Source organism: Maricaulis alexandrii (assembly GCF_005871165.1).
In the GTDB taxonomy this organism is placed as follows: domain Bacteria; phylum Pseudomonadota; class Alphaproteobacteria; order Caulobacterales; family Maricaulaceae; genus Maricaulis; species Maricaulis alexandrii.
In genome coordinates this window covers 117,719-143,538 of record NZ_SWKP01000005.1, presented here as the reverse complement: position 1 = coordinate 143,538, position 25,820 = coordinate 117,719, and the positions used below count along the sequence as shown (strand labels likewise).

Sequence of the window (25,820 nt, the reverse complement as noted above, 5' to 3'; positions counted from 1 at the left end):
GGCCCGGTCCCGTCGATGTTTTCTGGCCGCAAACCCGCCATGCAGGTAGGCCCTAACCCCACGGCCCCCGGGGCGCCCAGGGTCCGGACTGGACCGGAGCGGCCGCGCCGGCCATTTCGCGCAGTTTCGCGATCCGGTTGGCCGTGTCCGGGTGGGTGGAGAAGAGATTGTCCATATTGCGCCCGTTGAGCGGGTTGATGATGAACATGTGGGCGGTGGCCGGATTGCGCTCGGCGGCCGGGTTCAGGGTCTGGCGGGCCGAACGCTCGATCTTCTCCAACGCGCTGGCCAGGGCCATCGGCTTGCCCATGATCTGGGCACCGATCCGGTCGGCCTCGTATTCGCGGGCGCGGCTGATCGCGCTCTGCACCAGCATGGCGGCCATCGGGGCGAAGATCGCCAACGCGATGGAGCCGATCAGGCCGGCGCGGTTATTGCCGCCGAAAAAGAGCGCGAAATTCGCCAGCATGCCGATCGCACCGGCCAGGGTGGCGGTGACGGTCATGGTCAGCGTGTCTCGGTTCTTCACATGCGCCAGCTCGTGCGCCATCACACCCTGCACTTCCTCGCGATTGAGGCGGGCGAGCAGGCCGGTCGTGGCCGCCACGGCGGCGTGCGACGGATCCCGTCCGGTCGCGAAGGCATTAGGCTGGTCTGTCTCGATGACAAAAACGCGCGGCGGCGGCAGGTCGGCGCGCTGGGCCAGGTGCTGCACATCCAGCGCATACTGGCGCAGGGCCGGATGCGTCTCCGACGGGGTGATCTCACGCGCGCCATGCATGCGCAGCACCATGTCGGCGGAATTCCACCAGGCGAACAAATTCATCCCGGCTGCGACGACCAGGGCGAGCATGGCGCCGGCCGGCCCGCCCAGGAGATAGCCGATCCCCATGAAAAAGGCCGTCATCCCGGCCAGAAGCATAAAGGTTCTCAGACCATTGGCAGTCATCTGTTGTCCAAACTCCATCACGCATGGCCTTGGCGGCCGTGTCGGACTAGATAAGTGGTATGACTGACGAGACCAGACAAGACGGGACGCAGGCGTCCGCCGTCCCCTCCGAGCGCAAACCGCTGAGCGAGGCCGCCAAACGGGCCCTGGCCGAGGCGGAGGCCCGCCGGGCAGAGGCCGTGGAAGAGGACCGCCCCGTCGAGCTGGGCGGCCGCAAGGGCCCGGAACCCACACGCTTCGGCGACTGGGAGAAGAAGGGCATGATCAGCGATTTCTGATCTGCCATTTCGCCTGAGGCGCGCATTGGCTTAGTGATCCGCCGGGAAGGCGCTAGTGTGCCGCTATGGCACACTTTCGCCCGATCCTGTTGGCTTTCGCGGCCGCGCTCATCCTGCCCGCCAGTGCGCTGGGGCAGGCCGTGCCGGACCGTGTCTGCTCGGCCGAGGATATCGCAGCGGCCCGGGCCGGGACCTATACCGGACCTGCCTGCCGCTTTTCGGCCGACACCGCACAGCCAGCGCAGCTCCGCCTGGCCGGCGCGCCGCCGCGCCAACCGCAACCCGTTGCGCCAGCGCCGGTGCGGATGGCAGCGCCGGGTCCGGTCACCGGGACGCCGGAGCGGGTTGTGCTGGCGGATGATTTCTTCACCGGATCGTTGACGGGCGGCGTCGAGCAGCCGGTTTTCCGGCCGGTTTACGCCTTTCGCGGCCTGATCCTGATCGATGCCTCGGGCCGGGTGCAGACCGGATTTGCCGGTGCGAACACGACCCTGACCCGTCAGGTCCGGTCGCTGGACGCACCCGTGATCCCGGCCCCTGTGATCTCGGCCCCTGTGATCACGCCGCGGCGCGCTTATCCCTATAATTAGGCCGGAACGGACTGCATTTCCGCGACAATGTCCCGGGCGGCCTGTGCCGGATCAGGGGCGGCATTGACCGGACGGCCCACCACGAGATGGCTGGCACCTTCGCTGAGCGCCTTGGCCGGTGTGGCGACGCGTTTCTGGTCGCCGATATCGGCGCCGGCGGGACGGATGCCCGGCGTGACGATGTGGAAGCCATCGCCGAAGCGCTGACGGATTTCCGCAGCCTCGTGGGCGCTGGCAACAATGCCGTGAACGCCGCATTCCAGCGCCTGTTCGACCCGGCGCAGGACCAGGTCGCGCGCTCCGTAGGCATAGCCCATCTCGGTCAGCATGGCATCGTCATAACTGGTCAGCACGGTGACGCCGAGGATTTGCAGGTCCGAGCCCTCGCAGCCCGCCACCGCCGCGCGCATGACCGGCGGTTCGGCGTGCACGGTCAAGAGGTCGGCCCCGCCCTGGGTGATCGAGCGCGTGGCTTTCTCCACCGTGGCCGGGATGTCGTGAAGCTTGAAATCCAGGAAGACCGATTTGCCGGCCGCTTTCAGGCGGCGGCACAGATCCATTCCGCCGAGCGGAAAGAGCTGGAGCCCGATCTTGTAGTAGTCGACAGCGTCGCCGACCGTTTCGGTCAGCGTCCAGGCTTCGTCGGTCGACGGCAGGTCAAGCGCGACGATGAGGCGGGGGTCTGAGGTCTTGGACATGGCGCGCTTTTAGGCCGTTCCCCGCGCCAAGATCAAGCGGATCATGGTCACCTCACTCCGAGGCGACCCCGGCAAAGATGTGGAAGGGATAGTCTTCGATCAGGCGCTGGCAGAATTCCACACCGCGGACTGAATTGCCTTGCCGGTCCAGGCGCGGTGACCAGAGTCCGAAACCGCCCACGCCCGGAATGACGATCATCAGCCCGCCGGACACGCCGGACTTGGCCGGCAGGCCGACGGTGAAGGCGAACTCGCCGGAATAGTCATACATGCCGCAGGTCAGCATGAGGGAGAGGGTGTGGCGCACGATGCCCGGGTCGATGACCCGGTGGCCGGTGACCGGACAGACCCCGCCATTGGCCAGCATGGCCGCGACCACGGACAGGGCATCGCAATCCAGCGTCAGGGCACAGGTCCGGAAATACAGGTCGAGCGCGGCCTTGGTGTCCGTGCCCGGCGGAAAGGCGTCATGCTCGTCCATCATGTTGACGAGGGAGCGATTGCGGGCGGCCGTTTCCAGTTCGGACCGGTAGACGGCTTCGTCGAGCGTACAGCCGGCCCCGCCGGCTGCCGACAGGACGAAGCGGCGGACCAGTTCGGCGCGCGCCTCGACGCTCTGGGCCGGGCGGATCAGGGCGGCGCACATGATCGCCCCGGCATTGATCATCGGATTATGGGGCCGTCCGTCCGGATCCAGGGCCAGCTCATTGAAGCGGCGGCCGGAGGGTTCGCGGCCGACATGGGTGTGGACCAGGCTTTCGCCATTGAGGGCGAGCGCGAGCGCATAGTTGAGCGGTTTCACCACGGATTGCAGGCAAAACCCGGTCTGGGCCTCACCGAGATTGAAGCGCTGGCCATCGATCGAGCACAGGGCCAGGCCGAACCCGTCCTCATCCTGGTGCGCCAGCTCGGGGATGTAGTCGGCAATCTGTCCGCGCCGATTGTCCCGGGCATAGCTGAAAAAGCCGGACACGCGATGGCAGAAATGAGCGAAGTCCGGAATGGCGAGCCTGTCGCCGACGGCTCTTTCCAGCAGGTCGAGACTGTCCAGGGGCAGATCCGCACCGAACTGGTCCGGCGCGAGCGGGCCCTCGGCCCGCGACAGGGCGGTCAGGCAGTTCGTCAGGCGCGGCAGGGCCGTGTCGAGGCCGCGCGCGTCGAGATATTCCAGCAAGGCCTGAGGTGTGTTCAGGCCCATCGCCCGGGCCTCGTCGCACAGGGCGTTCAGCCGCGTGTCCAGCCCGGCCCCGTCCTGGGGACCGTGCTCGAAACGGGCGCGGCGACCGCGAAAACGCGAAAAACGGGACAGGCCGGATCGAAACATGGGCGGGAGAATGGCATGCCCGCGCTGACTGTCCAGCGCTTCGGTCCGAAGGAAATCCTTGCACCCGCACGAATGTGGCGCTACGCGCAGGGAAACTCGAAAAGGACATGCACATGCCTGCCAAAAAGCCCGTCAAAAAGGTCGTTCTTGCCTATTCCGGCGGTCTCGACACTTCGGTCATCCTGAAATGGCTCCAGGATCATTATGACGCCGAAGTCGTGACCTTTACGGCCGATCTCGGCCAGGGCGAGGAATTGGAACCGGCGCGCAAAAAGGCCGAAGCCGCAGGCGTGAAGGACATCTTCATCGAGGATCTGCGCGAGGAATTCGTGCGCGATTTCGTCTATCCGATGGTGCGGGCCAATGCCGTTTATGAAGGCCTCTACCTGCTGGGCACCTCGATCGCCCGTCCGCTGATCTCCAAGCGTCTCGTCGAGATCGCCCACGAGACCGGTGCGGATGCCGTGGCCCATGGCGCGACCGGCAAGGGCAATGACCAGGTCCGTTTCGAGCTGGGCGTCTATGCGCTGGACCCGGATCTGCGCGTGATCGCCCCCTGGCGCGAATGGGACCTGAATTCGCGCACCAAGCTGATCGCCTATGCCGAGCAGAACGGTATCGAAGTGGCCAAGGACAAGCGCGGCGAAGCCCCCTTCTCCGTGGATGCCAATCTCTGGCACACCTCCTCGGAGGGCAAGGTGCTGGAAGATCCGGCTGAAGAAGCCTCCGATATCGTCTTCCAGCGCACCGTCGATCCGGTCGATGCGCCGGACACGCCGGAATATGTCACGATCAGTTTCGAGCGTGGCGATGCCACCGCGATCAATGGCGAAGCGATGTCGCCGGCCACCTTGCTGACGGCGCTGAATGAGCTGGGCCGCAAGCATGGGATCGGGCGTCTCGACCTGGTCGAGAACCGTTTTGTGGGCATGAAATCCCGCGGCATTTATGAAACCCCGGGTGGGTTCATCCTGATGGCGGCGCATCGCGGGATCGAGCAGCTGACGCTGGACCGGGGTGCCGCGCACCTCAAGGACGAGCTGATGCCGCGCTATGCCAAGCTTCTCTATGAAGGCTTCTGGTTCTCGCCGGAGCGTGAAATGCTGCAGGCGGCCATTGATGTCAGCCAGGAGTATGTCACCGGTGATGTTCGCCTGAAACTCTACAAGGGTTCCGCCAATGTGGTCGGCCGTTCCTCGGCCCACACGCTTTACTCGGAAGCCCACGTCACCTTCGAGGAAGACGAGGTGTACGACCAGAAAGATGCGGAAGGCTTCATTCGTCTCAATGCCTTGCGCCTGCAACTTCTGGCTCGCCGCAAGCGCCGCCTCGGGCGCAATGATTGACCGAATCACCCGGACCAGGGCCGATGAATGAAAAATTCATTGTGCCCTGTCCGTGCTTTACACGCCAAGCCGGTCCGGCGACCCTGCCCGGGTTGGCTGGGTGGGGCGGTTAACAATGCGTAAAGACGTTCGGGGGATAGATTGACACAACCCTTGGTGATGATAGCGGGCGGGTGACGAGATGCGCTCGGTCCTTCTGACCAGTATGATGGATTTCGGACTCGCAGCGGCGGCAGCCTTGGCGATCTGGGTCCTGTGGCGGAATGCGCGCGTCATCCGGACGGCTGAAGCGGCCGCCTCCCTGCCGCTCATGACGGCGGGGCTGGCCATCTGGGGCGTGTATTACGGCGCTCAATTCCTGATCGTTATCGGGGGCCCTTTCCTGGTCGGCATGGGGGATGCCGAACAGATATCCGAGGCTGTGGAATCCGGCTTGCGATGGCTGACCAATCTGGTCGCCACAGGCCTTTTTCTGACGGGTCTTGTGCTCCTGTTCCGGGGGATCAACCGCCTGCTCAACCGTGTCCATGAAAGCGCCGATGCGCTGGAACACGAAATCAGCCATCGGGACAACGAAGCGGCCGAGCTCAAGAGCGAAGCCGAACATGAGCGGCATTTCCGCCTGGCCAAGTCGGAATTCATGATGGGGCTGAGCCATGAATTGCGCACACCGCTGAACGGCGTGATCGGTCTGGCGAGCCTTCTGTCCAATACGGGACTCGACAAGGATCAGCGCAAACTGCTCAACACGTTGGAGCAATCGGCCAAGGCCATGCTTGCGCGGGTCAGCGATGTGTTCGACCTGTCCCTGCTGGAGACCAATCGCGTCGAACTGCGCTCCAGCCTGTTCCATCCGGCCGATGTCAGCCGGGCCGCGGTCGGCCTGTTCGAGCCGCTCGCCCGGGAAAAGGGCCTCGCCCTGACCTGTGACTGTGAGAGCCTGGACGAACGCTCCGTCATCGGAGACCCGGTCCGGGTGCGGCAGATCCTGACGCATCTTCTCTCCAATGCCGTGAAATTCACCCCGTCCGGCGAGATCCGTGTCCACGCCTCCAGCCAACCCATTGATGCCGATCATGTGGAGATCCGTTTTGTCATCGAGGACAGCGGTATCGGCATGTCGGCCTCCGATCTGGAACAGGCCAATCAGGGGCCGGCCTTGCAAACCGGGGCCCATTCGGGGATCGGCCTCTCCATCTGCTGGCGGCTGGCGGAATTGATGGACGGAAACCTGGCCTTCAAAAGCGAGCTGGACCGGGGTACGCGGGCCATTGTGACCCTGCGCTTCCAGTTGGAACCGGACGCCGGCGTCGAAATCTGACGGGCCGAGCTTGCGCCGATTCGCAATCGGGGCTGAATTCATCCGACAGTTCAATGATCCTGGAGGACGGCCATGTTGAGAGCCGTGATGATGGCAGCGGTCCTGTGGACCGGACCGGCCCTGGCGGATGATGATTTCGACCGGCCGGCCCTGTTGGCGCTGGCCGACCCGGCCCTCCAGCCGGCGCTGGAAGCCGCAGACCAGCATGTCCTTGTGGTGCGGCATGCCCGGAAGATTTCCCCCGACTGCAATGGCATGTCCTGCCCCCTGAGTGCGCAGGGTGAGGCGATGGTGGTGCGGCTGACCGAGCTCATCGGTGCGCCCTCGGTCGACCGCGCCTATGCCAGCGCTGCCTGCCGGACCCGCCTGACCGCCGCAGCCGGCGGCCGCGAGGTGGTCGCCCACCAGGCGGTGGACGGGTATGCGGTTGATTGCACGGAAGGCGAAATGATCGAGCGGCCGCGCTCGGACGCCTTCCGCGAGACACGGCAGGAACCGGTGCGCTGGACGCTGACCGGCGAGCATTCCAATACGAGCTGTTTGTGGATGGTCGAGTTCGCCGGTCCCGAAGCGGCGGGCGAGGCGGGCTGCAATGCCGAGGGCCGTCTGGCGGAGACCGCCTATGGCGATGTGTTCTGGCTCTACCGCACCGGCGAGGACTGGCATCTGACCGTCCTGCCGGGGGCGTTCGAGGTGGATGCCGATTAATGCGCATCCTGTTTGTCTGCACCGGGAATATCTGCCGCTCGCCAACGGCCGATGGCGTCGCCCGTGCGCGGATCGCGGCGCTGGGGCTGGACTGGGTGATCGACAGTGCGGGCACCGGGGACTGGCATGCAGGGGAAAGCCCCGACGAGCGGGCCACCGAGACCGCGGCGCGACGCGGCTATGATCTTTCGCCCCTGCGCGCACGCGCCGTGGACCGGGCGGATTTTGACCGGTTCGACCATCTCATTGCGATGGATGCCAGTCATGAACGCTTTTTGCGCCGCCTGGCACCGGGCCGGAGCGGCGGTCGGGTCTCGCGACTGATGGATTGGGTGGACGCGCCCGCCGAGCGGGATGTGCCGGACCCGTATTATGGCCATGATGACGGGTTCGAACGGGTTCTCGACCAGATCGAGGCCGGCGTGGACGGGCTGATCGCCCGCCTGGCTCATCCCAGCGGATAGTCGGCCAAGGCTTCGTAGATATTGGCCTCGCCGCGATGGGTCCAACTGGCGAAGAGCGAGAAATGCGTCACCTGCCAAGGGTGCGTTTTCACATCCGCGGCCCGCTGGACGAAGCGATGGACCTTCTCGACCGGGGATTTGTTGAGATAGGCGATCGTCATGTGCGGCGTGTATTTGCGCGTGTCAGGGGCCAAGCCCGCCTTGCGGGCGGCCCGCTCGCAGCCCTGGTTGAGCCGGGCCAGCGTGTCCGGTGCCTTCACACTCATCCAAAGGGCATGGGGGTCGGCCTTGCCGAACCAGTCCGCGCCATCCAGCTCGACCGGGAAGGCGGGCAGGGCAATATGGGCGAGCTCGGCATCGAGATCCTCGGCCTGGCGCTCGTCCATTTCACCGAAGAAGCGCAGCGTGATGTGAAAGTTCTCCAGCGGCCGCCAGCGCGCACCCGGGACACCCTTCTGCAGGCGCAGATAGTCCCGCCCGATCTCCTCGGGCACCGGAATGGCGGCGAACAGGCGCAGTGACATGGGAAATTCCTTTACCAGGCAGAAGACCTAGGCCGGTTCGGAGGCGTCCGCAAACCCTGACAGGTTTTCGTCAGGGGGGACGCAACCCCCACTGCGTCCCGCCTTGCCAATCGGCCATCATGACACGATATTACGGATCAAAGCGTCCGAAGGACGCGTCACGAACTGAAAGAGTCGCAACGATGAATGATTTCTCCCGCACCTATGGCGGCGCTCCGGCGATGGACATGTCGGTGGATGCCGGCCTGCGTTCCTTCATGCTCGGCGTCTACAACAAGATGGGTCTGGGCCTGCTCATTTCGGCGGCCATTGCGTTTGCCGTCGGCACCGTGCCGCCCCTGACCCAGCTCGTCTTTGGCACGCCGCTGATCTATCTGGTCCAGTGGGGCCCGATTGCCCTGCTCTTCGGGTCGATGTTCTTCATGCGCAATCCGTCACCGGTCGGATCGGCCCTGTTGTACTGGGCGATTGTCGGCCTGATCGGCGCCTCGCTCTCCATGTGGGTGATCATCGCCCAGCAAAACGAGGCTGTGCAGACGGTGACCGGCCGTTCGCTGAGCCTTGATTTCGGCACGATTGCCCAGGCTTTCGTGATCACCGCGGCGGCCTTCATGGGCCTGTCGGTGTTCGGCTACACGACGAAGCGCAATCTGATGCCGATGCAGAGCTTCCTCTTCATGGCGGTTCTGGGCGCGGTCGTTCTGGGTATCCTGAACTTCCTCTTCTTCCAGTCCTCCATGCTGGAACTCCTGCTCCAGTTTGCGGTCCTGCTGCTGATGGCGGGCGTGACGGCCTGGCAGACGCAGGCGCTGAAAGTCACCTATTACCAGGTCGCCGGTGATCATCGCTCGATGGCCGTGCTGACGAATATGGGTGCCCTGAACCTGTATCTGGCCTTCGTGAACATGTTCCAGATCATCCTGTCGCTGCTCGGCAGCCGCGAATAGGATTGCGGACATCGCACACAGGAAACCCCCGGCGCCCCAGGCTCCGGGGGTTTTCTTTTGCCTGGATGCCGGGCCGGGTCAGTCGATGACGTTGAAGCGCTTCTTGTCGAAAATGCGCAGGACCTGTTTGAGGTCATGGCCGCGCTTGAGGATCTGGCCGCCCATGGCGACCACCTTGTACATGCCCTGGCGGTGCGCATCGGCCGGGGTTTTCACCACCGTGAACATGGGCATTTCGCTGTGGCGGCGGAAAATCGAGAAGACCGCCGTGTCGCGCAGCCCGTCAATGGCATAGTCCTTCCACTCACCGCGGGCGACGAATTGACCGTACAGGCTCAGGATCGCGTCCAGTTCCTGGCGCGTCCACATGATGGACGCCGGAGCGGGATTCGCGGGCTGAGGTCCTGATTTCACTCAATTTCTCCTGTGAGTTGAAATGCGGGTTTTCAACTTACAAACATTTCACGCGCTGCCCCGGTTTCGCCACATTCTTGACGCGTTGCGGCCATAGCGCCCCATCACCGTCCAACAGGTCGGCCGGTCGCGTCAATGTTCCAGATCCTGGATTTAGACAGCCCCCCCAGCCCCCCGGGTCATGGAATTGCGAACCGGTCGACACCCCAAACCTCCGCAAAAACGTTAACTTGCCTTCGCACTGGTCAAGCCGGGCGCACCGCGCTAACGCTAGGCGTGTCGCTCATTTGAGGCCCCCCGCCCATGCTGGTCGCCGACCGCCTGATCAAGGATTTCGGACCGCACCGCGCCGTCAATGGTGTCAGCTTCATCCTGGAGCGGGGCGAGGTGCTGGGCTTTCTCGGACCGAACGGGGCCGGCAAGACCACGACAATGCGCATGCTCGCCGGCGGTCTGGAACCGGATGGCGGCAAGGCGATGATCGGCGGCCATGATTGCGTCGCCGACCGGCTCGAGGCGCAGGCCCGGCTGGGCTATCTGCCCGAGGGCGCACCGGCCTATCCGTCCATGACCCCGCGCAGTTTCGTGGAGTTCGGCCTGCGCGCCCGCAGCTTCTCCGGTGCCGCCCTGAAACGGGCCTGCGAGCTGGCGCTGGAACGGGCGCGGCTGGAGGATTATGCGGACCAGCCGATCGGCACCCTGTCCAAGGGATACAAGCGCCGCGCCGCCCTGGCCGCGGCGATCGCCCATGATCCGCCCGTGCTGATCCTGGATGAGCCGACCGATGGTCTCGACCCGAACCAGAAGGACGGGGTGCGCGCCCTGATCCGCGAGATGGCGCCGGACAAGGCGATCATCATCTCCACCCATATCCTGGAAGAAGTCCCGGCCGTGTGTTCACGCGCCATCATCATTGCCCGCGGCGGCCTGCTGTTCGATGGCACGCCGAACGAATTGGCCAGGACCGCACCGGATCACGGGATCGAAGGGGCGTTCCGCGCGTTGACCCGGAATGATGCGCGGATGGAGGCCGTGTCCTGATGTCCGGTCTTGTGGCTGTGTACCGGCGGGAGCTGACCGCCTATTTCCAGACCCCGCTCGCCTATGTCTTCCTGGCGGTGTTTGCCTTTGCCGCCCCGGCCTTCGCCTTTCATGTCGGGCGCTTTTTCGACACCAATCGCGCCGATCTGGCGCCCCTGTTCGACTATCTGCCCTGGCTTCTGGTCGTGCTGATGCCGGCCCTGGCGATGCGGGCCTGGGCGGAGGAGCGCGATCGCGGCACGCTGGAATTCCTGATGGCCCTGCCCATCCCGCTCTGGGCGATGGCGGCGGGCAAATTCCTGGCCGCCTGGAGTGTGGCGGCCCTGGCCATCCTGCTGACCTTCCCGATGTGGATCGCGGTGAATTATCTGGGTGAGCCGGACAATGCCGCCATTGCCACCGGCTATCTGGGCACGCTCCTGCTGGCCGGTGCCTATCTGGCGGTCGGCCAGGCCCTGTCGGCGACGACCGCAAACCAGGTCGTCGCCTTCGTGCTGGGCGCAGGCGCGGCCTTCCTGCTGACCATGGCTGGTCTGCCCTTCGTGCTGGCAGCGCTGGGCGAGAATGCCCCGGCCCTGGTCTCCGAATTCGTCGCCGGGCTGAGCGCGCTGGATCATTACAACGCCTTCCGCCAGGGCGTGATCGGCGTGCCGGACCTGATCTATTTTGCCGGCCTGATCACGGTGTCCCTGGCTCTCGCCGGTGTGCTGATCGCCGAGCGGCGCGGAGGCGGACGATGAAGCGCAGCCTCTATCTGCCCCTAATGATCCTCAGCCTGGTCGTGCTCTTCCTGGCGGGCAATCAGCTGTCCGGACAGATCTTCCGCGCCTGGCGGGTCGATCTGACCGAGAACGGGCTCTACCGCCTGTCCGACGGGAGCGTGGCAGTGATGGACCGGCTCAGCGAGCCGGTGGAATGGCGTTTCTATTATTCCCGCGCGGAAGCGGCGCAATACCCGGCGATCCGGGCCTATGCCAGTCGTGTCCGCGAGATGCTGCAGGCCTATTCGGACCGGTCGGGCGGGCTGATCCGGCTCACCGAGATCGATCCGGAACCCTTCTCGGCGGATGAGGATGCGGTCATTGCCGCCGGTCTGACCCCGATGCCGACAGAGAGTGGCGAGACCCTGTATTTCGGACTGGTGGCGCGCAATTCCGTCGATGACCAGGCGGTGATCCCGCTTTTCCGTGAGGATTCCGAGGCCCGTCTGGAATACGAGCTGACCCGGCTCCTGTCCGAGCTGGACCGTCCGTCCCGCCCGCGTCTGGCGATGCTGACCAGCCTGCCGATCACGCCGGACAATGGGGCGCCCAACCGTTTCGTCCGCGAGTTGGCCGGGGCCTATGACCTGGTCTGGGTGGAGCCGGACTTCGACAGCCTGCCCGATGCGGAAGCCCTGCTCATCCTGCATCCGCCGGAACTGGACCGGTCGCAGCTTTACATGATCGACCAGTATGCCCTGACCCGGGGCCGGATCCTGGCTTTCCTGGATCCCTTGGCCCATCTCGCCCTGCGGCCCGGGCCGGACGGACTGCCGCCGCTGCGCGCGCGCCGCGCCTCCGATCTGGGACCGCTTCTGGCGCGCTGGGGCGTGGCCTTTGATCCCCAGACGGTGGCCATGGACCGCACGCTGGGCCTGCCGGTGGAGATTGTCGAAGCCGATGGCCGGGCCCGCCGCCGGGCTTATCCGCTCTGGTTCTCCGCCGGGCCGGAGCAGATGTCGCGTACGGATGTGTCCACGGCGACGCTGGATTTGGGCGTGAATTTCGGCTCGCCGGGCCGGCTGGAAGAGATTGGCCTGGAGCATGTCACCGTCACACCCCTGGTCACGACGAGTGCGGACGGCGCCATTCTGGACGCCGACATCGCCGCCGGCTCGCCCGGTCCGGACGATCTGCTGCGCAATTATGTCGTTTCGCCGGAACCGCTCATCCTGGCCGCGCGTGCCTCCGGCGTGTTCGAAACCGCCTTCCCCGACGGACCCCCGCCGGGCGATATCCTGTTCTCGCCCGCCGACCATGTGGACCAGGCCGGCCAGCCGGTCGACATCACGGTGGTGGCCGATGCGGACTGGCTGGATGACAGTTTCTATGTGCGCAATGACCCGGCGGTCGGGGAAAGCCTGGTGGCGGACAATCTCATCCTGGTGATGAATCTGATCGATATGGCCGCCGGTGATTCCGCCCTGATCGGATTGCGCTCGCGGACCCCGTCCGTACGCCCGATGAGCCGGGTCGACCGGCTGCGCGAGGAGGCAGAAGCCCGCTATGTGGAAGTCCAGGAGCGCCTGGAAACCGAGATTGCCGAGGCCGAAACCCGGCTCACCGCGCTGACCCTGCAAGGCTCCACTTCCGCCCTTCTCGGCAATGGCGGCGCGGATGCCCGCGCCGAGGCTGCCAATCTGCGCGAACAGATTGCCGAGCGCCGCGCCGAACTGCGCACGGTCGAACGGGATTTCCGGCGCGATATCGACGCGCTGAATGCCAATCTCCAGTTCTGGACCATTGGGCTGCCGCCGGCGCTCATCATCCTGGCCGGTATTGCCGGCAGCCTGTTCCGTCGCCGGAGGCGCGCATGAGCCAGCCCATGGACCGGCAGAGACTCCGGCGTCTCGGCATGGTTGGAGGCGCGGCCCTGATCATGCTCGTCCTGGCCCTTGCGGCCGGCTGGATGCAGGCGAGCCGTGGCTGGGCGCCGGATGTGGCCGGCCCGGTCCTCCCGGACTGGGCGCAAAGTGTCGAGGCGGCGCGCAGTATCACCATCGACAGTGCCACGGACGAATTTGTCCTGGAGCGCGGTCCGGACGGCTGGGTCATGCCCAGCCGGGACAATTACCCCGTGCGCACCGGGCAATTGGCGACGCTGGACCGCTTGCTGACCGGTCTGACCTATATTGGAGCCCGCACGGCCGATCCTGACAAGCATGGCCGTTTGGGCCTGGCGGCCGGCGGCGAGCAGGCGGGCACGCGGATCACGGTGCGTGATGAGGCGGGAACCGTGCTGGCGGATCTCCTGCTGGGCCAGGCCGAGGATGACCGGCTCTATATCCGCTTTCCGGGCCGCGACCGGACCTATGCCACCCGCTATGACCTGCCTGGCCGCGAGTTTCCGGCCCTGGCCGAGGCCACGGACTGGATGGCGCTGGACTTCCTGGATCTGGGAACGAACATGATCGCCAGGGCGCAGATCACACCGGCCGAGGGGCCGGCCTATCTGCTGGAACGCGCCGGTCTGAGCGTGCGCAATTTCGCCCTGCGTGAACCGGCGGGCTGGCGGCCGATCACGGCCGCGGCCGGGAATGGTCCGGCCAATGCGCTCAGCCGTGTGCGTTTCCGAGATGTTCGGGCTGCCGACCGGGTCGAGGGGGATATCCTGGCCCGGCATGTGGCCGAGACCTTCAGCGGGATCCGCCTGTCGGTCGCCGTGATCGCGCGCGGTGACACTCGCTGGGCGCGCCTGGAGGCCACGGCGCTGAGTGATGATGCGACGGAGGCCGTTGCAGAGCTCAATGCGGCCGCCGAGGGCTGGGCCTTCCTGCTGTCCGACCTGACCCTCGAGCGGCTGGTCCGCCCGCTCGACATGATCGCGGACCCGCGCCCGGTGGAGACGGATGATGCGCCTTAACCAGATCACCCTGCCGGTCAGCGATATCGCCCGCTCGAAAGATTTCTACCGGCGTCTGGGGTTCCGGCTTCTGGTCGACAGTCCGCATTATTGCCGCTTCCTGGCTCCGGAGGGCGATACGACGTTTTCCCTGCATGCCGAAACGGGCTCGATCACGCCCGGCGCCGTGATCTATCTGGAAAGCGATGATGTCGAGGCCCGTCATGACGCTCTGGTCGAGGCGGGGTTCCGGTTTGAGTATCCGCCACGCGATGAGAGCTGGCTGTGGCGCGAAGCCGTCCTGCTGGACCCGGACGGGCACCGGATCAAGCTCTACCATGCCGGCGCGAACCGGATTGATCCGCCTTGGCGCGTGAAACCAGAGGCGTGACCCGATTTGCCCCTTGATTGACCTTTGGGCCACGCCTCGCCGCGTATAGCCTGCGGTCATGACCCAGTCCCACACCCTGTTTTGTGTCGTCTTTCCCGGCTTCCAATTGCTGGACCTGACCGGGCCGATGGCCATGTTCGCCGCCGCCAACCATCTCAGCGGCGCGCCGCTCTACACGATCCGGACCCTGGCCCCGCAGGCGGGACTGGTCCCGTCTTCCGCCGGTTTGGCGGTCCAGGCCGATCTGGATGCCCGGGCCGCCGCTGCGCATGTCGGCGCCGGTTCGACCGTCCTCATGGCCGGGGGCGAGGAAGAGGGCATGCGGGTCGCCCTGAAGGATCGCGATATCGCGGATCTGGTCGAGGCCGGTTTTGACCGGGCCGACCGGCTTGCCTCGGTCTGTTCGGGCAGTTTCTTTCTCGCTGCGGGCGGACGCCTGGACGGATGCCGGGTGACCACGCACTGGCGCTCGGCCGGTCTGCTGCAGCGCCTGCATCCGCGTGTGAAGGTGGAGCCTGATGCCATCCATATCCGCGATGGCAAGGTGTGGACCTCGGCCGGCGTGACGGCGGGCATCGATCTCGCCCTCGCCATGATCGAAGCGGATCATGGCCGCCAGCTGGCTCTGGATGTGGCGCGCCAGAATGTCGTTCAGCGGGTCCGCTCCGGCGGCCAGGTCCAATACGCCGCCGACCTTGCCGGGCTGGAGGCGGATGATGCGCGCCTCGTCCGCCTGACCGCGGCCATTCGCGAGGCCCCGGACCGGGACTGGACGGTGGATACGATGTGCGAGGCCATCGGTGTCTCGCCGCGCACACTCAGCCGCTTGTGCCGCAATGAAGCCGGTCTTTCGCCGGCGGTTCTGGTGGAGCGCGCCCGGATCGATGCGGCCCGCCAGCTTCTGGTCTCGACCCGGCGCCGGATCGACACCATCGCCCGCCTGTCGGGTTTCGGACACCATCAGCGCATGGATCGGAGTTTCATGCGCCGCCTGGGTGTCTCCCCGCGCGATTACCGCGCCCGCTTTGCCTCCCCCCTGACCGAGGAAACCGTCTCATGAGCAAATCCTTCAAGATCGGCTTCTTGCTGTTCGACAACATCACCCAGCTGGATTTCACCGGTCCGCTCCAGGTCCTGTCCCGCATTCCCGGAGCGAAGGTGCATCTGGTGGCCGCCACGACAGACCCTGTGCAGACGGATTGTGGGCCTTTCATTCTGCCGGACACGTTATTCGCCGACTGTCCCCAGCTGGACCTGATCTGTGTGCCGGGCGGTTTCGGGGTGGATGCGGCCATGCAGGACAAGGAGGTTCTGGATTTCCTGCGTGAGCAGGCCTGGAAGGCGCAGTATGTCACCTCGGTGTGCACCGGCGCCTTCATCCTGGGGGCGGCCGGCCTGTTGCAGGGCCGCAAGGCGACGACGCATTGGCGCTATCACGAACATCTGGCGCATTTCGGTGCGATCCCCGAGAAGGACCGGGTGGTGCGCGATGGCCGGCTCTTTACCGGTGGCGGGGTCACGGCAGGGATTGATTTCGCCTTCACGATCGTGCGCGACCTGGCCGGCGAGACCCTGGCCGAAGCCGTCCAGCTGGGTCTGGAATACGATCCGCACCCGCCCATCCTGTCCGGTTCGCCCGATCTGGCGAGCCCGGCCGTGCGGGAGGCGGTGGAACAGCGTTTTGGCCCGCGCCTGGCGGCGTTTGAAACGCTTCTGGACGATCTGGACCTGCCCGAACCGGTCTAGAGCGCTTCGGCTTCCAGGCTGAGACCGGGTTCGCGCAGCCACTGCGCCGCGGCCACGATGGGCAGTTCCGGTCCCTGCCATTCATGCGCCTTGCGGACGAGGGCCAAGGTTGCGGCGACGGCCTGTTCCAGCGCCGGTTTCGGCTCGGCTCCGTCGGCGATGGCGCAGGTGAAGGCCGCGGTCAGCAGATCGCCCGTTCCGTTGGGGGCTTTGGGCACGCGGTCATGGGTGACCATCCAGGCTTCGTCATGGTCGACATACATGACCCCGATCTGGCCGTGCCGGGGCAGGGAGGAGACCAGGCAGGGGCAGTCGATCGACCGTGCGGCCCGGACCATGGAGGCCAGATCGGTCAGCTGGCGGCCGGTGATATGGCCCAGTTCGAAGGCGTTGGGCGTGATCAGGTCGGCGCGTGGAATGAGCTGGTCCTTGATGCCCGCGGCAATCGCGGCCGGCACGTAGAGCCCGCCCGGCGCATCGCCCATGACGGGGTCGACCACCACCATGGGGCGCGGTGCATAGGCCTTCACCCCCTTGTTGACCCGCTTGCCCTTGCGCACGACATCGATCACGGCGGCGGTGTCGAAGACCTGGCCGACATCGGCGAAATAGCCGGTCAGCACAATGTCCGTGATATCGAGCAGGCCCTGATCGGCGATCCCGGACAGCACGCCCTGGAACAGATCCTGCTCCACCGGTCCGCCGCCGGGTGCGCCCCAGCCGGGATGGCGGCCGAACAGGACGGTCGGCACCAGCATGGTGTCGATCTTCGCGGCGTTGAGCACGCGCTCACTGACACCCCCGCCGACACGGGAGGCCGCGACAAGACTGGAAAGGATCAGCGCCAAGGGCATGGGTTTCATGCTATATCCGATTTTCCAACTCATCGAAGCTTTTTGATCCAACGATGCGCCGCCTGATCCGTTCCGCCCTCTTTGTACCGGCCTCCAAACCGCGCGCCATCGACAAGGCGGCCCATGTCGGCGCGGATCTGCTGATCCTCGATCTGGAGGATTCGGTGGGACCGGACGAGAAGGAGGAGGCTCGCGCCACCGTCGACACGGCGATGGATGTCTGGTCGGCCTCCGGGGCCATCCGCACCGTACGGGTCAATGCGCTGGACACGCCCTGGGGGGCGGCCGATCTGCGGATCGCGGCACAGCTGGCGGATGCTGTCATCATCCCGAAAGTCGAGCAGGTCGGTGATCTGCATGAAGTGCGCTCGGCCCTGAGCTCGCACGGTTCCTCCATCCCGATCTGGGCCATGATCGAGACGCCGCTGGGCTTGATGAACTTGCCCGGCATTTCCGGTGCGACCGGAACCGGACTGGCGGGCCTGATTGCCGGTACCAATGACCTGGCCAAGGAATTGCGCTGTTCGCCGGATCATGACCGGCTCGCCCTGGTGCCGCATCTGGCGCAGATCGTATGCGCCGCCCGGGCGCGCAATCTCTATGCGCTGGACAGTGTCTACAACCATTTCCGCGACCCGAAAGGCTTCCGGGCCGAGGCGGAACAGGGACGCGTGCTGGGTTTTGACGGCAAGACCCTGATCCATCCCGGACAGGTCGATCTGGCGCATCTGTATTTCGGCCCGACCCCGGCAGAACTGGAGCGGGCGGCCCGGATCGTGGCCGCCTTCACCGATCCGGAAAACGCCGGCAAGGGTGTGATTTCACTGGATGGTGATATGGTGGAACGCCTGCATCTGGAGGCCGCCCGGGCCCTGTTATCCATGGCTGGCGACAACGACATCTAGACTTGTCTGAACAGTGAAATGCAGGCGGAGACTTGATGTTGCCGCCCAAGACCGGCTTTGATCGCGGGACCAAAAGGAAGAAAAATGAGCGATTCAACGATTATCTGGCACAATCCCCGCTGTTCGAAATCCCGGCAATGCCTGGCCTTGCTGGAAGCGCGGGGCGGCGATCTGACCGTTCGCGAATACATGACCGACATGCCCAGCGTGGCCGAGCTGAAAACGGTCCTGAAACAGTTGGGCTATACCTCGGCACACGAATGGTTGCGCAAGAATGAGGCGATCTACCGCGAGCTCGGCCTGAAGGCGATCGAGGATGAGGAAGCGGTGTTCAAGGCGATGTCCGAGAACCCCAAACTGATCGAACGCCCGGTCGTGATCTACCAGGACAAGGCGATGATCGGCCGTCCGCCGGAGCAAGTCCTGGAACTCTTCCACAGCTAGGTCGCGCGTCGTTTCTCTCAGTCCTGGGAAAACAGGCCCAGGCAGGGGCAATGATGACGGTCATCGGGGTCGACCCGTAGCAGGCCCGGCCGGTGCGGCAGGGTCGCTGCTGTGACGATATCGCGGACCAGTCCGATACGGGCCAAGGCCTGGAGCACCCACCAGCCCGGGTCCAGTTCGCCGGGGCGCTGGCTGAGGCGGGCCGAGCCGGGATAGGCATGGTGATTGCCGTGCCAGCTTTCCCCGAACGTGATGAGTGCGGCCCAGGGCAGGTCGAATCCCTGGGCGGCAGCGCCCTCGACGCGCCAGGTCTGATGCCCGTCGCGGTGTGCGAAATGGCCGATCAGCCAATGCCCGGAGAGCGAGACTGTCACCCGCAGGGCCACGCCCCAGATCACCGCATCCCAACCGGCCAGAAGCCAGAGGATGACGGCGACAGGGATCTGCTGCAGCATCCAGGTGCGTTCCATCCAGCGATAGACCGGGTCTTTGGCGACCCTGGCTTCCAGCCGGAAGCGGGGCGGATGACGCAGGTCGAGCTTGCCGTGCAATTGCCAGGCGGCGTCCTGCCAGAAGCCCCGGCGATGGGCGAAGAAGTCGTGGCAGTCGGTCTGACGCTGCGCCCAGTCCCGCAGATCATGGATGCGGATCATGCCGATCGGCCCGGCCATGCCGACCAGAACGCCCAGCCAGACCAGGACATATTCCAGCCAGCGCGGGCAGGAAAAACTGCGATGGATGAGAAGGCGGTGCATGCCGATCGAATGTCCCAATCCGATCGTGATGGCCGTGGTGGCCAGAAAGATCAGGACGTTCTCGAGCGAGACGGTGGCGACCGCCCCGACGGTTCCGACCAGAAACAGACTGCCGGTCCAGATCGAGCGCACCGGCGCCCATTTGACCTGACCGGTGACGGCGCTGCTTCGGGCGTGGCCTTCAACCCGGTCCGTCGAAATCATGGCAATGCTCTCCTTCATTAATTTCTGTCGAAACAGAAATTGGAAATCAAAAAAGGGGCGGTCTCAGCCGCCCACGAATTTGGCGACCTTGGCGCCGAGTTTCATCAGCTTCACCAGAGTGCCCTGGGGCATGGCGCGGACCTGGCTGTACCAGTCGGTCAGATTGCCGACGAAGCTTTCCATCCGGCGCAGGCGTTCGGCGGCGTGTTTCGGGGTTGAGCTGTCGGCTTCGGCGGCGTCGGCGCATTCGCGCAGGAAGGCGATGGTCGGGTCGACCTCGCGCTGCTTGCGAGCCTCGGCGATGGCCATCAGCATGTCCCAGGGCTCATGCGTGGCAACAAAGCGGTCCCGCCGGTCGCCGAGCACCTGTTCCCGTGACACCAGACCCAATTGCTGGAGTTCCTTGAGCGAGTTGGAGACGTTGGAGCGGGCGATCTTCAGTGTGTCGACGATCTCCTCGGCGTCCAGGGGCTGGTCGGCGAGGTAGAGCAGGGCATGGATCTGGGCGATGGAACGATTGACGCCCCAGCGGGCGCCCATCTCGCCCCAGTGGACCACAAAACGCTGCATCGGTTCGGACAGGTGCATGGCCCGTCTCCTTCATCAATTTCTGTCACGACAGAAACACGAGACGGGGCGAGCGCCAATGCGGCCTCGCGCCGCACGCCTTAAGACCCTGTCCATGTCTGGTGAATTAATCATGACACGCGCGGCCGTATGCAGACGGATTCGGCCTGCTAGCCTTCTTATTCCGGCCGGATGATTCGCCCTCGGGTGATGCATCCCGGGCAAGGGCCGAATTGGAGAATGCATGCGGATCGCCATCGTGGATGACGACACGGTCGAACATTTGATTTTGTCCGAGCTGGGCCGGGCGGAAAATCCGGATCTCGAATTCGAGGGCTTTGACGCGCTCGACGGCTTCATCGCCGCGGACCCGAAAGTGTTTGATCATGTCTTCCTGGACCGCTGCCTGCCCCCGTATGACAATTTCGAGGATACGCTGACTCAGATCGCCCAGTCCGGCTATGCAGGCCATGTCATCCTGATGACGGCGGACGCGCCCCGGCTGGACACCTCGGACTATGCCTTCAGGGTCACGGGGCCGATCAACAAGATCGATCTGCTCAATCCCGGCAGGCTGGCAGGCTGTTTGTCCGGTCAGGCCTGACCGGTCAGGCTTTCCCGGATCGCTTCGCCCAGTTGCAGCGCTTCCTCGGCGCGGGCGGAACCCTTGCGCCAGGCGACACCGATCTCGCGGCCGGCGACCGGCGGATCAAAGGGCATGACTTCCAGGCCCATCTGGTCCACCAGGCCCGCATCCACGGCCATGCGCGGCAAGAGGGTGGCGCCGAGACCCGATTTCACCATGTGGACGAGCGTGTGCAGGCTGGTGGCGGCAAAGTCCGACCGGGCCGTGCCCGTGGAGCAGGCCGCCAGGGCGTGGTCGCGCAGGCAATGCCCGTCTTCCAGCAAGAGCAGGGGTTCGTCTTCAAGCATGGACGGATCCAGCGTCTTGCGCCCGGCCAGCGGGTGATCCGGTGTGCAGGCGAACAGGAATTCGTCCGACCAGATCGATTTCGTCTCGATCAGCGGGCTTTCATAGGGCAGGGCGACCAGCGCCGCATCGAGGCGGCGCTCGCGCAGCCCGTCAAACAGGCGCTCGGTCAGGTCCTCGCGCAGGAAGACCTCCAGCTTGGGATGCTTGATCCGCAGGGTCGGCAGGACCTTGGGCAGGAGGAAGGGCGCAATGGTCGGGATGACGCCGAGCCGGAAGGGGCCGCTGAGCGGTTCGCCGGCCGCCTGCGCGGCGATGACCAGATCCTCGGCCTCCGCCATGACGCGCTGGGCGCGTTCCAGCACGGCTTCGCCGGCATGGGTGAGAACGGCTCCGCGGGCGCCGCGTTCGACCAGGACCGTGCCCAGCGTCATCTCCAATTCCTTGATCGCCGCACTCAGGGTCGGCTGGGTCACGAAGACCGCTTCGGCCGCCCGGGAAAAACTGCCGTGTTCGGCCAGGGCGATCAGGAACTGCAATTGGCGGAGGGTGGGGAGTTGCGACATGATGCCATAGATAATAGCTATGGCATCGCAAAAAACAATCCATTAGATTTATTTGGTGCACCGCGTCATAGCAGGCGCATCACAACAAGCCGGCTCCGGCCGGATTCGACTGAAAACATGGAGAGATCAATGCTGGGTATTGGCGACAAGCTTCCCGAATTCGAAGTCACCGGTGTGAAGCCGGGCTTCAACGCTCACGAAGAAAATGGCGAAAGCGCCTTCGAAACGCTGACGAATGAAAGCTTCCCGGGCAAGTGGAAGGTCATCGTCTTCTACCCGAAGGATTTCACCTTCGTCTGCCCGACCGAGATCGTGGCCTTCGACAATCTGGCTGAAGAGTTCGCCGACCGTGACGCCATCGTGCTGACCGGTTCCACGGACAATGAATTCTGCAAGCTGGCCTGGCGCCGCGAGCACCCGGACCTGGACAAGCTGGGTCACTGGCAGTTTGCCGACACGACCGGTTCCCTGGTCGACAGCCTCGGTGTCCGCTCCCCGGAAGGCGTGGCCTATCGCTACACCTACATCGTCGATGATGAAGGCACGATCCAGCACGTCTACGCGACCAATCTGAATGTCGGCCGCAACCCGGAAGACACGCTGCGCGTCCTCGACGCCCTGCAGACGGACGAGCTGTGCCCGTGCAACCGCGCTGTTGGCGGTGACACCCTGGCGGCCTAAGTCGCCCGACAAGACCTGGCTGACCGCCCGCCCTCCAATTGGGTGGTCAGTTGCCCCGGAGCCGGCCCTTGTGTGACCCACATGGCTCCGGGGCACCTAATTTTCCCGAAAAACCCGTGACTGTACCCCGGTCGTAGTCCCTCGAAGGAGACGGCGATGAGCCTTGATGCGCTGAAAAGCGAACTTCCCGATTATGCCAAGGACCTGAAACTCAACCTGTCCTCCCTGGCGCGTGAAACCGATCTCGATGACCAGAAGAAGTGGGGCACCTTCCTCGCCGCGGCCCATGCCGTGGGCGAACCCAAGACGCTGGCAGCCCTGAAGGCGGAAGCCGAAGCCGTGCTGTCGCCGGAAGCCGCCAATGCGGCGAAGGCCGCCTCGGCGATCATGGGCATGAACAATGTCTATTACCGCTTCCTGCACCTGTCGAAGAACAAGGAATACGGCACGCTTCCGGCCAAGCTTCGCATGAATGTCCTGGCCAATCCGGGCGTCGACAAGGCCGACTTCGAGCTGTGGTCCCTGGCCGTCTCCGCGATCAATGGCTGCGGCCTGTGCATCGACAGCCATGAAGCCGAGCTGCGCAAGCATGGTTTGACCACGGCGCAGATCCAGACGGCGGTCCGGATTGCGGCTACCGTGAACGCGGTCGCCCATGTGGTTCTCGCCGAAAGCTGAGTTTCGGCGTTTCGCCAAAATTCAAACCCCTTGAAGACCTGACTCCAACGGTCTGATTTCGGGAAATTAAGTGGGCGCGCAAACGCCGATTTGCGCGCCCGCTAAAAATCCGTATAATGAGCGTATGTCGATGATAGATCATACGCTCGATCCGCTGCCCAAGCGCACCACGCGCACCGACGAAGGTGAGCATGGCGGACGGATGTGGTTCTCCAAGGAAACGGTTTTCCAGGCTGCCCACTATGCGGACGTGCCCTGGTTGCGGGTTCTGGCGCCGGCTGTGTTGTCGCTTTCGCTGGTCCTGGCCGGCTTGCTGACCGGACCGGGCTCCCTGAGCGGTCTGGCCCTTCTGGCCGGCTGCGTGGGCTCCGCGCTCAGCGTGCCCGCCGCGCTGCTCAAGCTGATGGCACACCCGAAAGCCCGCTAGACCGCCGGTCTCCCGGAGATTTGAAACACCCCGCTGATTGACCCTCTGCCGACACACTCTAGTGTGCGGTCACACGTTTGCGCGCCGCATTGGGCGCCATCGAGGGGAGAGTTTCATGGGCTGGTGGTTAAAGATCAAACTGTGGCAGCGGGTGCTGGTCGCGCTCGCACTGGGTCTGGTGTTCGGTCTCACACTATCCAACATCATGGGCGATGCGGCTGGACCGTGGCTGGAACAATGGGTTCGTCCGGTGGGCGATCTCTTCATTCAGTTGATCCGGATGATGATCGTGCCCCTGATCTTGTTCACGCTTGTTTCGGGTGTGATGGCGATGGGCGATCCGGCCAAGCTGGGCTCTCTAGGCGCCAAAACCCTTGCGCTCTATCTCGGCACCACCTTTTTCGCGAATGTTATCGGTCTGATTGTCGGCACGGTCATGCGCCCCGGTATTGGCGCTGATCTGGGGCAGGCTCAGGCGGCACCCGTACCCGAGGGGCAGAATTTCTGGGACGCCATTCTTCAGGTTCTGGGAAGCTTCCTGGAAATCCCGCCAGAGAACATTGTCGCAGCCTTGGCGGATGGTGATGTGCTCGCCATCATATTCGTTGCTCTGCTGATCGGCGCGGCCATTCTCGCAACGCGCAGCGAAGGCGCGGCATTCGGGTCCTTCTTCGACGCGGGTTCTTCCGTTTTCCTCAAAATCACCCACTGGGTGATGGAGGTGGCACCCTTCGGTGTGTTTGCCCTGGTGTCCCATACGGTTGCCACGCAGGGCTTTGAATCCCTCCGGGCGATCGCCCTGCTGATTGCAGCGGTCTATATCGGACTGCTCATTCACATGTTCCTGACCTATGGCTTCCTTATCCGAGTGGTCCTCAATCTGCCGCTCGTCCGCTTCTTCCGCGGCATCCTGGATGCCCAGGCTGTGGCGTATTCAACGGCCTCGTCCTCGGCCACCCTGCCGGTGACGATTACAAATGCTACCGACAACCTGGGCATCAAGAAGCCGGTTGCGGGCTCTGTCCTGCCGCTGGGGTCCACCATCAACATGGATGGCACGGCACTCTATCTGGGTATTCTGGCCCTCTTCACGGCGCAGGCTTTCGGGTATGACATCAACCTTGCTCACTACATCCTGATCGCCATTACGGCGGCCTTGGTCTCGATCGGAGCTGCGGGTATCCCGTCCGCTTCCCTCTTCTTGTTGGCGACCGTCCTCTCGACCTTTGGGGTGAGTGCCGAACACACGGCCATCATTGTCGGCTTCATCCTGCCGGTGGACCGGATTATGGACATGGCGCGGACTGCCGTGAACGTGACCGGCGATGCCGCGGTCGCGACGGCTGTGGCCAAGTGGGAAGGCGAGCTGGATGAAGAACGCTTCCGCGATCCGGCGGTGATCTAGACCGGAGCCGGCGCGATGAAGTTCCACTACCGCACCATCGAAATGGTCGTGGCAGGGTGTGTGGTCGTCATCTCGCTGGCCTCCCTTTTCGTGGCAGTCTTCCAGGGCGTGGTCATGCAGCGCACCATGGAAGCCTCGGTGATGCCGCTCATCCAGATCGGGCACGGCAATTTCAACGCCGAAGCCGATGAGTGGCAGATCCAGATCGAAGTGAGCAATACCGGCCTCGGCCCGGCGCAGGTCCATTACCTCGCCATGCGCTGGAATGATCAGCTGATCACCGATACGTCGCAATTCATGGCGCAATGCTGCGTGCCGGACAGCGTGCCGGAGGCGGACCGTCTGCCCTACATGCACGGCCTCTTCCGGGATGGCGAGATGGCGCTCATCTTCGACGACGTCCAGATGCGCTTCCTGGCGCCCCAGCAGACGGTTGAGTTCATCACGTTCGACCAGCCGGACGCGGAGACCCAGGCCCGGGGCCTGGCTGTCTGGCGGGCTGTTGATTCGGTCCGCCACGATATCAGTTTCGAGACCTGCTATTGCTCCGTGTTTGACCAGTGCTGGGTCTCCACTTTCCCGGTCCAGTCACGTGAGCCTGTCCGCCAGTGCGTGCCGCCCACCAGCAGGGACGGCTAGACCCGAAAACGTTTTCAGTGATCCGGCCTCCGGCTTCCCGCGTAGACAGTGATGTCCCTGGAAGCAGAAGAGGCGTTTGCCCCCAACCATGCGCTGGATCCTTTTGCTTCTCTCCCTGGTCCTGGCGGGTCTGATTGCCCTCGCCGTCGGGGCCGGGGACTTCTCCGCCGCCGGGGCCTGGCTGGTCCGGGATCCCTGGGGGCGAGTCACCCTGTTTGATCTGTATTTCGGCTTCGTCCTGTCGGCCCTGGTCATTGCCGGGTTTGAACGGAAGGTCTGGACAAGCCTGTTCTGGATCCTGCCGATCTTCTTTCTGGGCAATCTGTGGACGGCCGTCTGGTTTGTCTGGCGGCTTCCGGACCTGTGGCGGCGGCTCTCATCTTCGTGATCGCGGATCGCCTCCTGCTGGGCTTGCTGAAA

Annotated in this window: 32 protein-coding genes; 23 read left to right on the top strand and 9 right to left on the bottom strand. The window is 64.6% G+C overall.

The window, feature by feature from the left end; all coding sequences use genetic code 11:
• Positions 1–52: 52 nt before the first annotated feature.
• Positions 53–949, bottom strand: coding sequence for a zinc metalloprotease HtpX (gene htpX, locus FCS99_RS04090; protein WP_138510802.1), 897 nt, complete (start codon positions 947–949; stop codon positions 53–55).
• Between the two features lie 59 nt (positions 950–1,008).
• On the opposite strand from htpX, the gene FCS99_RS04085 reads away from it, so the two are divergent.
• Together FCS99_RS04085 and FCS99_RS04080 are read left to right on the top strand one after the other, a co-directional pair.
• On the top strand, positions 1,009–1,227 hold the full coding sequence (locus FCS99_RS04085) for a DUF1674 domain-containing protein (RefSeq protein ID WP_138510801.1): 219 nt from the start codon (positions 1,009–1,011) through the stop codon (positions 1,225–1,227).
• Positions 1,228–1,292: 65 nt separating this feature from the next.
• Complete coding sequence (locus tag FCS99_RS04080; protein ID WP_138510800.1) at positions 1,293–1,817, top strand: hypothetical protein; 525 nt, start codon at positions 1,293–1,295, stop codon at positions 1,815–1,817.
• Here the strand turns inward: FCS99_RS04080 and pyrF are convergent.
• Both pyrF and glsA read right to left on the bottom strand, forming a co-directional pair.
• Positions 1,814–2,515 carry an orotidine-5'-phosphate decarboxylase gene (gene pyrF, locus FCS99_RS04075; RefSeq protein WP_138510799.1) on the bottom strand — a complete coding sequence of 234 codons (702 nt, stop codon included), beginning with the start codon at positions 2,513–2,515 and terminating at the stop codon, positions 1,814–1,816. The genes FCS99_RS04080 and pyrF overlap by 4 nt on opposite strands.
• Before the next feature lie 52 nt (positions 2,516–2,567).
• On the bottom strand, positions 2,568–3,839 hold the full coding sequence (gene glsA, locus FCS99_RS04070) for a glutaminase A (RefSeq protein ID WP_138510798.1): 1,272 nt from the start codon (positions 3,837–3,839) through the stop codon (positions 2,568–2,570).
• A gap of 113 nt (positions 3,840–3,952) precedes the next feature.
• On the opposite strand from glsA, the gene FCS99_RS04065 reads away from it, so the two are divergent.
• The 4 genes from FCS99_RS04065 to FCS99_RS04050 all read left to right on the top strand — a co-directional run bounded on the left by FCS99_RS04065 (position 3,953) and on the right by FCS99_RS04050 (position 7,678).
• The gene (locus FCS99_RS04065) at positions 3,953–5,185 is read left to right on the top strand and encodes an argininosuccinate synthase (RefSeq protein ID WP_138510797.1); all 1,233 of its coding nucleotides are present in this window, start codon (positions 3,953–3,955) and stop codon (positions 5,183–5,185) included.
• A 181-nt stretch (positions 5,186–5,366) separates the two neighbouring features.
• Complete coding sequence (locus FCS99_RS04060) at positions 5,367–6,506, top strand: sensor histidine kinase (RefSeq protein WP_138510796.1); 1,140 nt, start codon at positions 5,367–5,369, stop codon at positions 6,504–6,506.
• A 72-nt stretch (positions 6,507–6,578) separates the two neighbouring features.
• Complete coding sequence (locus FCS99_RS04055; protein WP_138510795.1) at positions 6,579–7,214, top strand: hypothetical protein; 636 nt, start codon at positions 6,579–6,581, stop codon at positions 7,212–7,214.
• The gene (locus tag FCS99_RS04050; RefSeq protein WP_138510794.1) at positions 7,214–7,678 is read left to right on the top strand and encodes a low molecular weight protein-tyrosine-phosphatase; all 465 of its coding nucleotides are present in this window, start codon (positions 7,214–7,216) and stop codon (positions 7,676–7,678) included. Before FCS99_RS04055 ends, FCS99_RS04050 begins: the two co-directional genes overlap by 1 nt.
• Here FCS99_RS04050 and thpR read toward each other — a convergent pair.
• On the bottom strand, positions 7,663–8,202 hold the full coding sequence (gene thpR, locus FCS99_RS04045) for an RNA 2',3'-cyclic phosphodiesterase (protein WP_138510793.1): 540 nt from the start codon (positions 8,200–8,202) through the stop codon (positions 7,663–7,665). The two genes, FCS99_RS04050 and thpR, sit on opposite strands and share 16 nt — an antisense overlap.
• Positions 8,203–8,384: 182 nt before the next feature.
• Between thpR and FCS99_RS04040 the strand changes: the two genes are divergently transcribed.
• A complete protein-coding gene (locus tag FCS99_RS04040) occupies positions 8,385–9,149 on the top strand; it encodes a Bax inhibitor-1/YccA family protein (RefSeq protein WP_138510792.1) in 765 nt (254 codons plus the stop codon).
• 78 nt (positions 9,150–9,227) lie between these two features.
• Here the strand turns inward: FCS99_RS04040 and FCS99_RS04035 are convergent, their stop codons facing one another.
• A complete protein-coding gene (locus FCS99_RS04035; RefSeq protein WP_233352650.1) occupies positions 9,228–9,563 on the bottom strand; it encodes a DUF2794 domain-containing protein in 336 nt (111 codons plus the stop codon).
• A 303-nt stretch (positions 9,564–9,866) separates the two neighbouring features.
• Between FCS99_RS04035 and FCS99_RS04030 the strand changes: the two genes are divergently transcribed.
• Genes FCS99_RS04030 through FCS99_RS04000 form a run of 7 tightly spaced genes read left to right on the top strand, consistent with a single transcriptional unit; the run spans position 9,867 to position 16,344 of the window.
• On the top strand, positions 9,867–10,604 hold the full coding sequence (locus FCS99_RS04030) for an ABC transporter ATP-binding protein (protein ID WP_138510791.1): 738 nt from the start codon (positions 9,867–9,869) through the stop codon (positions 10,602–10,604).
• Positions 10,604–11,344 (top strand): ABC transporter permease, encoded by a 741-nt coding sequence (locus tag FCS99_RS04025; RefSeq protein WP_138510790.1) that lies wholly within the window; start codon positions 10,604–10,606, stop codon positions 11,342–11,344. The genes FCS99_RS04030 and FCS99_RS04025 overlap by 1 nt, the downstream gene beginning before the upstream one ends.
• Positions 11,341–13,182, top strand: coding sequence for a Gldg family protein (locus FCS99_RS04020; protein WP_138510789.1), 1,842 nt, complete (start codon positions 11,341–11,343; stop codon positions 13,180–13,182). The genes FCS99_RS04025 and FCS99_RS04020 overlap by 4 nt, the downstream gene beginning before the upstream one ends.
• Positions 13,179–14,228, top strand: coding sequence for a DUF4340 domain-containing protein (locus FCS99_RS04015; protein WP_138510788.1), 1,050 nt, complete (start codon positions 13,179–13,181; stop codon positions 14,226–14,228). Before FCS99_RS04020 ends, FCS99_RS04015 begins: the two co-directional genes overlap by 4 nt.
• Complete coding sequence (locus FCS99_RS04010) at positions 14,218–14,598, top strand: VOC family protein (protein WP_138511229.1); 381 nt, start codon at positions 14,218–14,220, stop codon at positions 14,596–14,598. The genes FCS99_RS04015 and FCS99_RS04010 overlap by 11 nt, the downstream gene beginning before the upstream one ends.
• A 58-nt stretch (positions 14,599–14,656) precedes the next feature.
• On the top strand, positions 14,657–15,658 hold the full coding sequence (locus FCS99_RS04005) for a GlxA family transcriptional regulator (RefSeq protein ID WP_138510787.1): 1,002 nt from the start codon (positions 14,657–14,659) through the stop codon (positions 15,656–15,658).
• Positions 15,655–16,344: a DJ-1/PfpI family protein gene (locus FCS99_RS04000; RefSeq protein ID WP_138510786.1), complete on the top strand. Its 690-nt coding sequence runs from the start codon at positions 15,655–15,657 to the stop codon at positions 16,342–16,344. The genes FCS99_RS04005 and FCS99_RS04000 overlap by 4 nt, the downstream gene beginning before the upstream one ends.
• Here FCS99_RS04000 and FCS99_RS03995 read toward each other — a convergent pair.
• Positions 16,341–17,207 carry a PfkB family carbohydrate kinase gene (locus tag FCS99_RS03995; protein WP_171036232.1) on the bottom strand — a complete coding sequence of 289 codons (867 nt, stop codon included), beginning with the start codon at positions 17,205–17,207 and terminating at the stop codon, positions 16,341–16,343. The genes FCS99_RS04000 and FCS99_RS03995 overlap by 4 nt on opposite strands.
• A 44-nt stretch (positions 17,208–17,251) precedes the next feature.
• On the opposite strand from FCS99_RS03995, the gene FCS99_RS03990 reads away from it, so the two are divergent.
• Both FCS99_RS03990 and arsC read left to right on the top strand, forming a co-directional pair.
• Positions 17,252–18,103, top strand: a complete 852-nt coding sequence (locus FCS99_RS03990; RefSeq protein ID WP_138510784.1) for an HpcH/HpaI aldolase/citrate lyase family protein — start codon at positions 17,252–17,254, stop codon at positions 18,101–18,103.
• An 84-nt stretch (positions 18,104–18,187) separates the two neighbouring features.
• Positions 18,188–18,547, top strand: a complete 360-nt coding sequence (gene arsC, locus FCS99_RS03985) for an arsenate reductase (glutaredoxin) (RefSeq protein WP_138510783.1) — start codon at positions 18,188–18,190, stop codon at positions 18,545–18,547.
• A 17-nt stretch (positions 18,548–18,564) separates the two neighbouring features.
• Here the strand turns inward: arsC and FCS99_RS03980 are convergent, their stop codons facing one another.
• Together FCS99_RS03980 and FCS99_RS03975 are read right to left on the bottom strand one after the other, a co-directional pair.
• Positions 18,565–19,506, bottom strand: a complete 942-nt coding sequence (locus FCS99_RS03980) for an acyl-CoA desaturase (RefSeq protein ID WP_233352648.1) — start codon at positions 19,504–19,506, stop codon at positions 18,565–18,567.
• A gap of 63 nt (positions 19,507–19,569) precedes the next feature.
• Positions 19,570–20,094, bottom strand: coding sequence for a GbsR/MarR family transcriptional regulator (locus tag FCS99_RS03975; protein WP_138510781.1), 525 nt, complete (start codon positions 20,092–20,094; stop codon positions 19,570–19,572).
• A 223-nt stretch (positions 20,095–20,317) separates the two neighbouring features.
• On the opposite strand from FCS99_RS03975, the gene FCS99_RS03970 reads away from it, so the two are divergent.
• Positions 20,318–20,677: a hypothetical protein gene (locus FCS99_RS03970; RefSeq protein ID WP_138510780.1), complete on the top strand. Its 360-nt coding sequence runs from the start codon at positions 20,318–20,320 to the stop codon at positions 20,675–20,677.
• Here FCS99_RS03970 and FCS99_RS03965 read toward each other — a convergent pair.
• Positions 20,668–21,570, bottom strand: coding sequence for a hydrogen peroxide-inducible genes activator (locus FCS99_RS03965; protein ID WP_138510779.1), 903 nt, complete (start codon positions 21,568–21,570; stop codon positions 20,668–20,670). The genes FCS99_RS03970 and FCS99_RS03965 overlap by 10 nt on opposite strands.
• Positions 21,571–21,699: 129 nt before the next feature.
• Here FCS99_RS03965 and FCS99_RS03960 point away from each other — a divergent pair, with 129 nt between their 5' ends.
• The 6 genes from FCS99_RS03960 (at position 21,700) to FCS99_RS03935 (ending at position 25,788) form a co-directional block, all read left to right on the top strand.
• Positions 21,700–22,251, top strand: a complete 552-nt coding sequence (locus tag FCS99_RS03960) for a peroxiredoxin (RefSeq protein ID WP_138510778.1) — start codon at positions 21,700–21,702, stop codon at positions 22,249–22,251.
• 156 nt (positions 22,252–22,407) lie between these two features.
• Positions 22,408–22,929 (top strand): carboxymuconolactone decarboxylase family protein, encoded by a 522-nt coding sequence (locus tag FCS99_RS03955; RefSeq protein ID WP_138510777.1) that lies wholly within the window; start codon positions 22,408–22,410, stop codon positions 22,927–22,929.
• A 124-nt stretch (positions 22,930–23,053) separates the two neighbouring features.
• Positions 23,054–23,356, top strand: coding sequence for a hypothetical protein (locus FCS99_RS03950; protein WP_138510776.1), 303 nt, complete (start codon positions 23,054–23,056; stop codon positions 23,354–23,356).
• Positions 23,357–23,471: 115 nt separating this feature from the next.
• Positions 23,472–24,761 (top strand): dicarboxylate/amino acid:cation symporter, encoded by a 1,290-nt coding sequence (locus FCS99_RS03945; protein ID WP_138510775.1) that lies wholly within the window; start codon positions 23,472–23,474, stop codon positions 24,759–24,761.
• A gap of 15 nt (positions 24,762–24,776) precedes the next feature.
• Positions 24,777–25,400: a hypothetical protein gene (locus FCS99_RS03940; protein WP_138510774.1), complete on the top strand. Its 624-nt coding sequence runs from the start codon at positions 24,777–24,779 to the stop codon at positions 25,398–25,400.
• 88 nt (positions 25,401–25,488) lie between these two features.
• Positions 25,489–25,788 (top strand): hypothetical protein, encoded by a 300-nt coding sequence (locus tag FCS99_RS03935; protein WP_138510773.1) that lies wholly within the window; start codon positions 25,489–25,491, stop codon positions 25,786–25,788.
• The last annotated feature ends 32 nt before the right edge of the window (positions 25,789–25,820 follow it).

Bases quoted from the DNA above. Each gene is read 5' to 3' on its own strand.
- htpX (WP_138510802.1), bottom strand. From the start codon at position 949: ATGACTGCCAATGGTCTGAGAACCTTTATGCTTCTGGCCGGGATGACG.
- FCS99_RS04085 (WP_138510801.1), top strand. From the start codon at position 1,009: ATGACTGACGAGACCAGACAAGACGGGACGCAGGCGTCCGCCGTCCCC.
- FCS99_RS04080 (WP_138510800.1), top strand. From the start codon at position 1,293: ATGGCACACTTTCGCCCGATCCTGTTGGCTTTCGCGGCCGCGCTCATC.
- pyrF (WP_138510799.1), bottom strand. From the start codon at position 2,515: ATGTCCAAGACCTCAGACCCCCGCCTCATCGTCGCGCTTGACCTGCCG.
- glsA (WP_138510798.1), bottom strand. From the start codon at position 3,839: ATGTTTCGATCCGGCCTGTCCCGTTTTTCGCGTTTTCGCGGTCGCCGC.
- FCS99_RS04065 (WP_138510797.1), top strand. From the start codon at position 3,953: ATGCCTGCCAAAAAGCCCGTCAAAAAGGTCGTTCTTGCCTATTCCGGC.
- FCS99_RS04060 (WP_138510796.1), top strand. From the start codon at position 5,367: ATGCGCTCGGTCCTTCTGACCAGTATGATGGATTTCGGACTCGCAGCG.
- FCS99_RS04055 (WP_138510795.1), top strand. From the start codon at position 6,579: ATGTTGAGAGCCGTGATGATGGCAGCGGTCCTGTGGACCGGACCGGCC.
- FCS99_RS04050 (WP_138510794.1), top strand. From the start codon at position 7,214: ATGCGCATCCTGTTTGTCTGCACCGGGAATATCTGCCGCTCGCCAACG.
- thpR (WP_138510793.1), bottom strand. From the start codon at position 8,202: ATGTCACTGCGCCTGTTCGCCGCCATTCCGGTGCCCGAGGAGATCGGG.
- FCS99_RS04040 (WP_138510792.1), top strand. From the start codon at position 8,385: ATGAATGATTTCTCCCGCACCTATGGCGGCGCTCCGGCGATGGACATG.
- FCS99_RS04030 (WP_138510791.1), top strand. From the start codon at position 9,867: ATGCTGGTCGCCGACCGCCTGATCAAGGATTTCGGACCGCACCGCGCC.
- FCS99_RS04025 (WP_138510790.1), top strand. From the start codon at position 10,604: ATGTCCGGTCTTGTGGCTGTGTACCGGCGGGAGCTGACCGCCTATTTC.
- FCS99_RS04020 (WP_138510789.1), top strand. From the start codon at position 11,341: ATGAAGCGCAGCCTCTATCTGCCCCTAATGATCCTCAGCCTGGTCGTG.
- FCS99_RS04015 (WP_138510788.1), top strand. From the start codon at position 13,179: ATGAGCCAGCCCATGGACCGGCAGAGACTCCGGCGTCTCGGCATGGTT.
- FCS99_RS04010 (WP_138511229.1), top strand. From the start codon at position 14,218: ATGCGCCTTAACCAGATCACCCTGCCGGTCAGCGATATCGCCCGCTCG.
- FCS99_RS04005 (WP_138510787.1), top strand. From the start codon at position 14,657: ATGACCCAGTCCCACACCCTGTTTTGTGTCGTCTTTCCCGGCTTCCAA.
- FCS99_RS04000 (WP_138510786.1), top strand. From the start codon at position 15,655: ATGAGCAAATCCTTCAAGATCGGCTTCTTGCTGTTCGACAACATCACC.
- FCS99_RS03995 (WP_171036232.1), bottom strand. From the start codon at position 17,207: ATGAAACCCATGCCCTTGGCGCTGATCCTTTCCAGTCTTGTCGCGGCC.
- FCS99_RS03990 (WP_138510784.1), top strand. From the start codon at position 17,252: ATGCGCCGCCTGATCCGTTCCGCCCTCTTTGTACCGGCCTCCAAACCG.
- arsC (WP_138510783.1), top strand. From the start codon at position 18,188: ATGAGCGATTCAACGATTATCTGGCACAATCCCCGCTGTTCGAAATCC.
- FCS99_RS03980 (WP_233352648.1), bottom strand. From the start codon at position 19,506: ATGATTTCGACGGACCGGGTTGAAGGCCACGCCCGAAGCAGCGCCGTC.
- FCS99_RS03975 (WP_138510781.1), bottom strand. From the start codon at position 20,094: ATGCACCTGTCCGAACCGATGCAGCGTTTTGTGGTCCACTGGGGCGAG.
- FCS99_RS03970 (WP_138510780.1), top strand. From the start codon at position 20,318: ATGCGGATCGCCATCGTGGATGACGACACGGTCGAACATTTGATTTTG.
- FCS99_RS03965 (WP_138510779.1), bottom strand. From the start codon at position 21,570: ATGTCGCAACTCCCCACCCTCCGCCAATTGCAGTTCCTGATCGCCCTG.
- FCS99_RS03960 (WP_138510778.1), top strand. From the start codon at position 21,700: ATGCTGGGTATTGGCGACAAGCTTCCCGAATTCGAAGTCACCGGTGTG.
- FCS99_RS03955 (WP_138510777.1), top strand. From the start codon at position 22,408: ATGAGCCTTGATGCGCTGAAAAGCGAACTTCCCGATTATGCCAAGGAC.
- FCS99_RS03950 (WP_138510776.1), top strand. From the start codon at position 23,054: ATGTCGATGATAGATCATACGCTCGATCCGCTGCCCAAGCGCACCACG.
- FCS99_RS03945 (WP_138510775.1), top strand. From the start codon at position 23,472: ATGGGCTGGTGGTTAAAGATCAAACTGTGGCAGCGGGTGCTGGTCGCG.
- FCS99_RS03940 (WP_138510774.1), top strand. From the start codon at position 24,777: ATGAAGTTCCACTACCGCACCATCGAAATGGTCGTGGCAGGGTGTGTG.
- FCS99_RS03935 (WP_138510773.1), top strand. From the start codon at position 25,489: ATGCGCTGGATCCTTTTGCTTCTCTCCCTGGTCCTGGCGGGTCTGATT.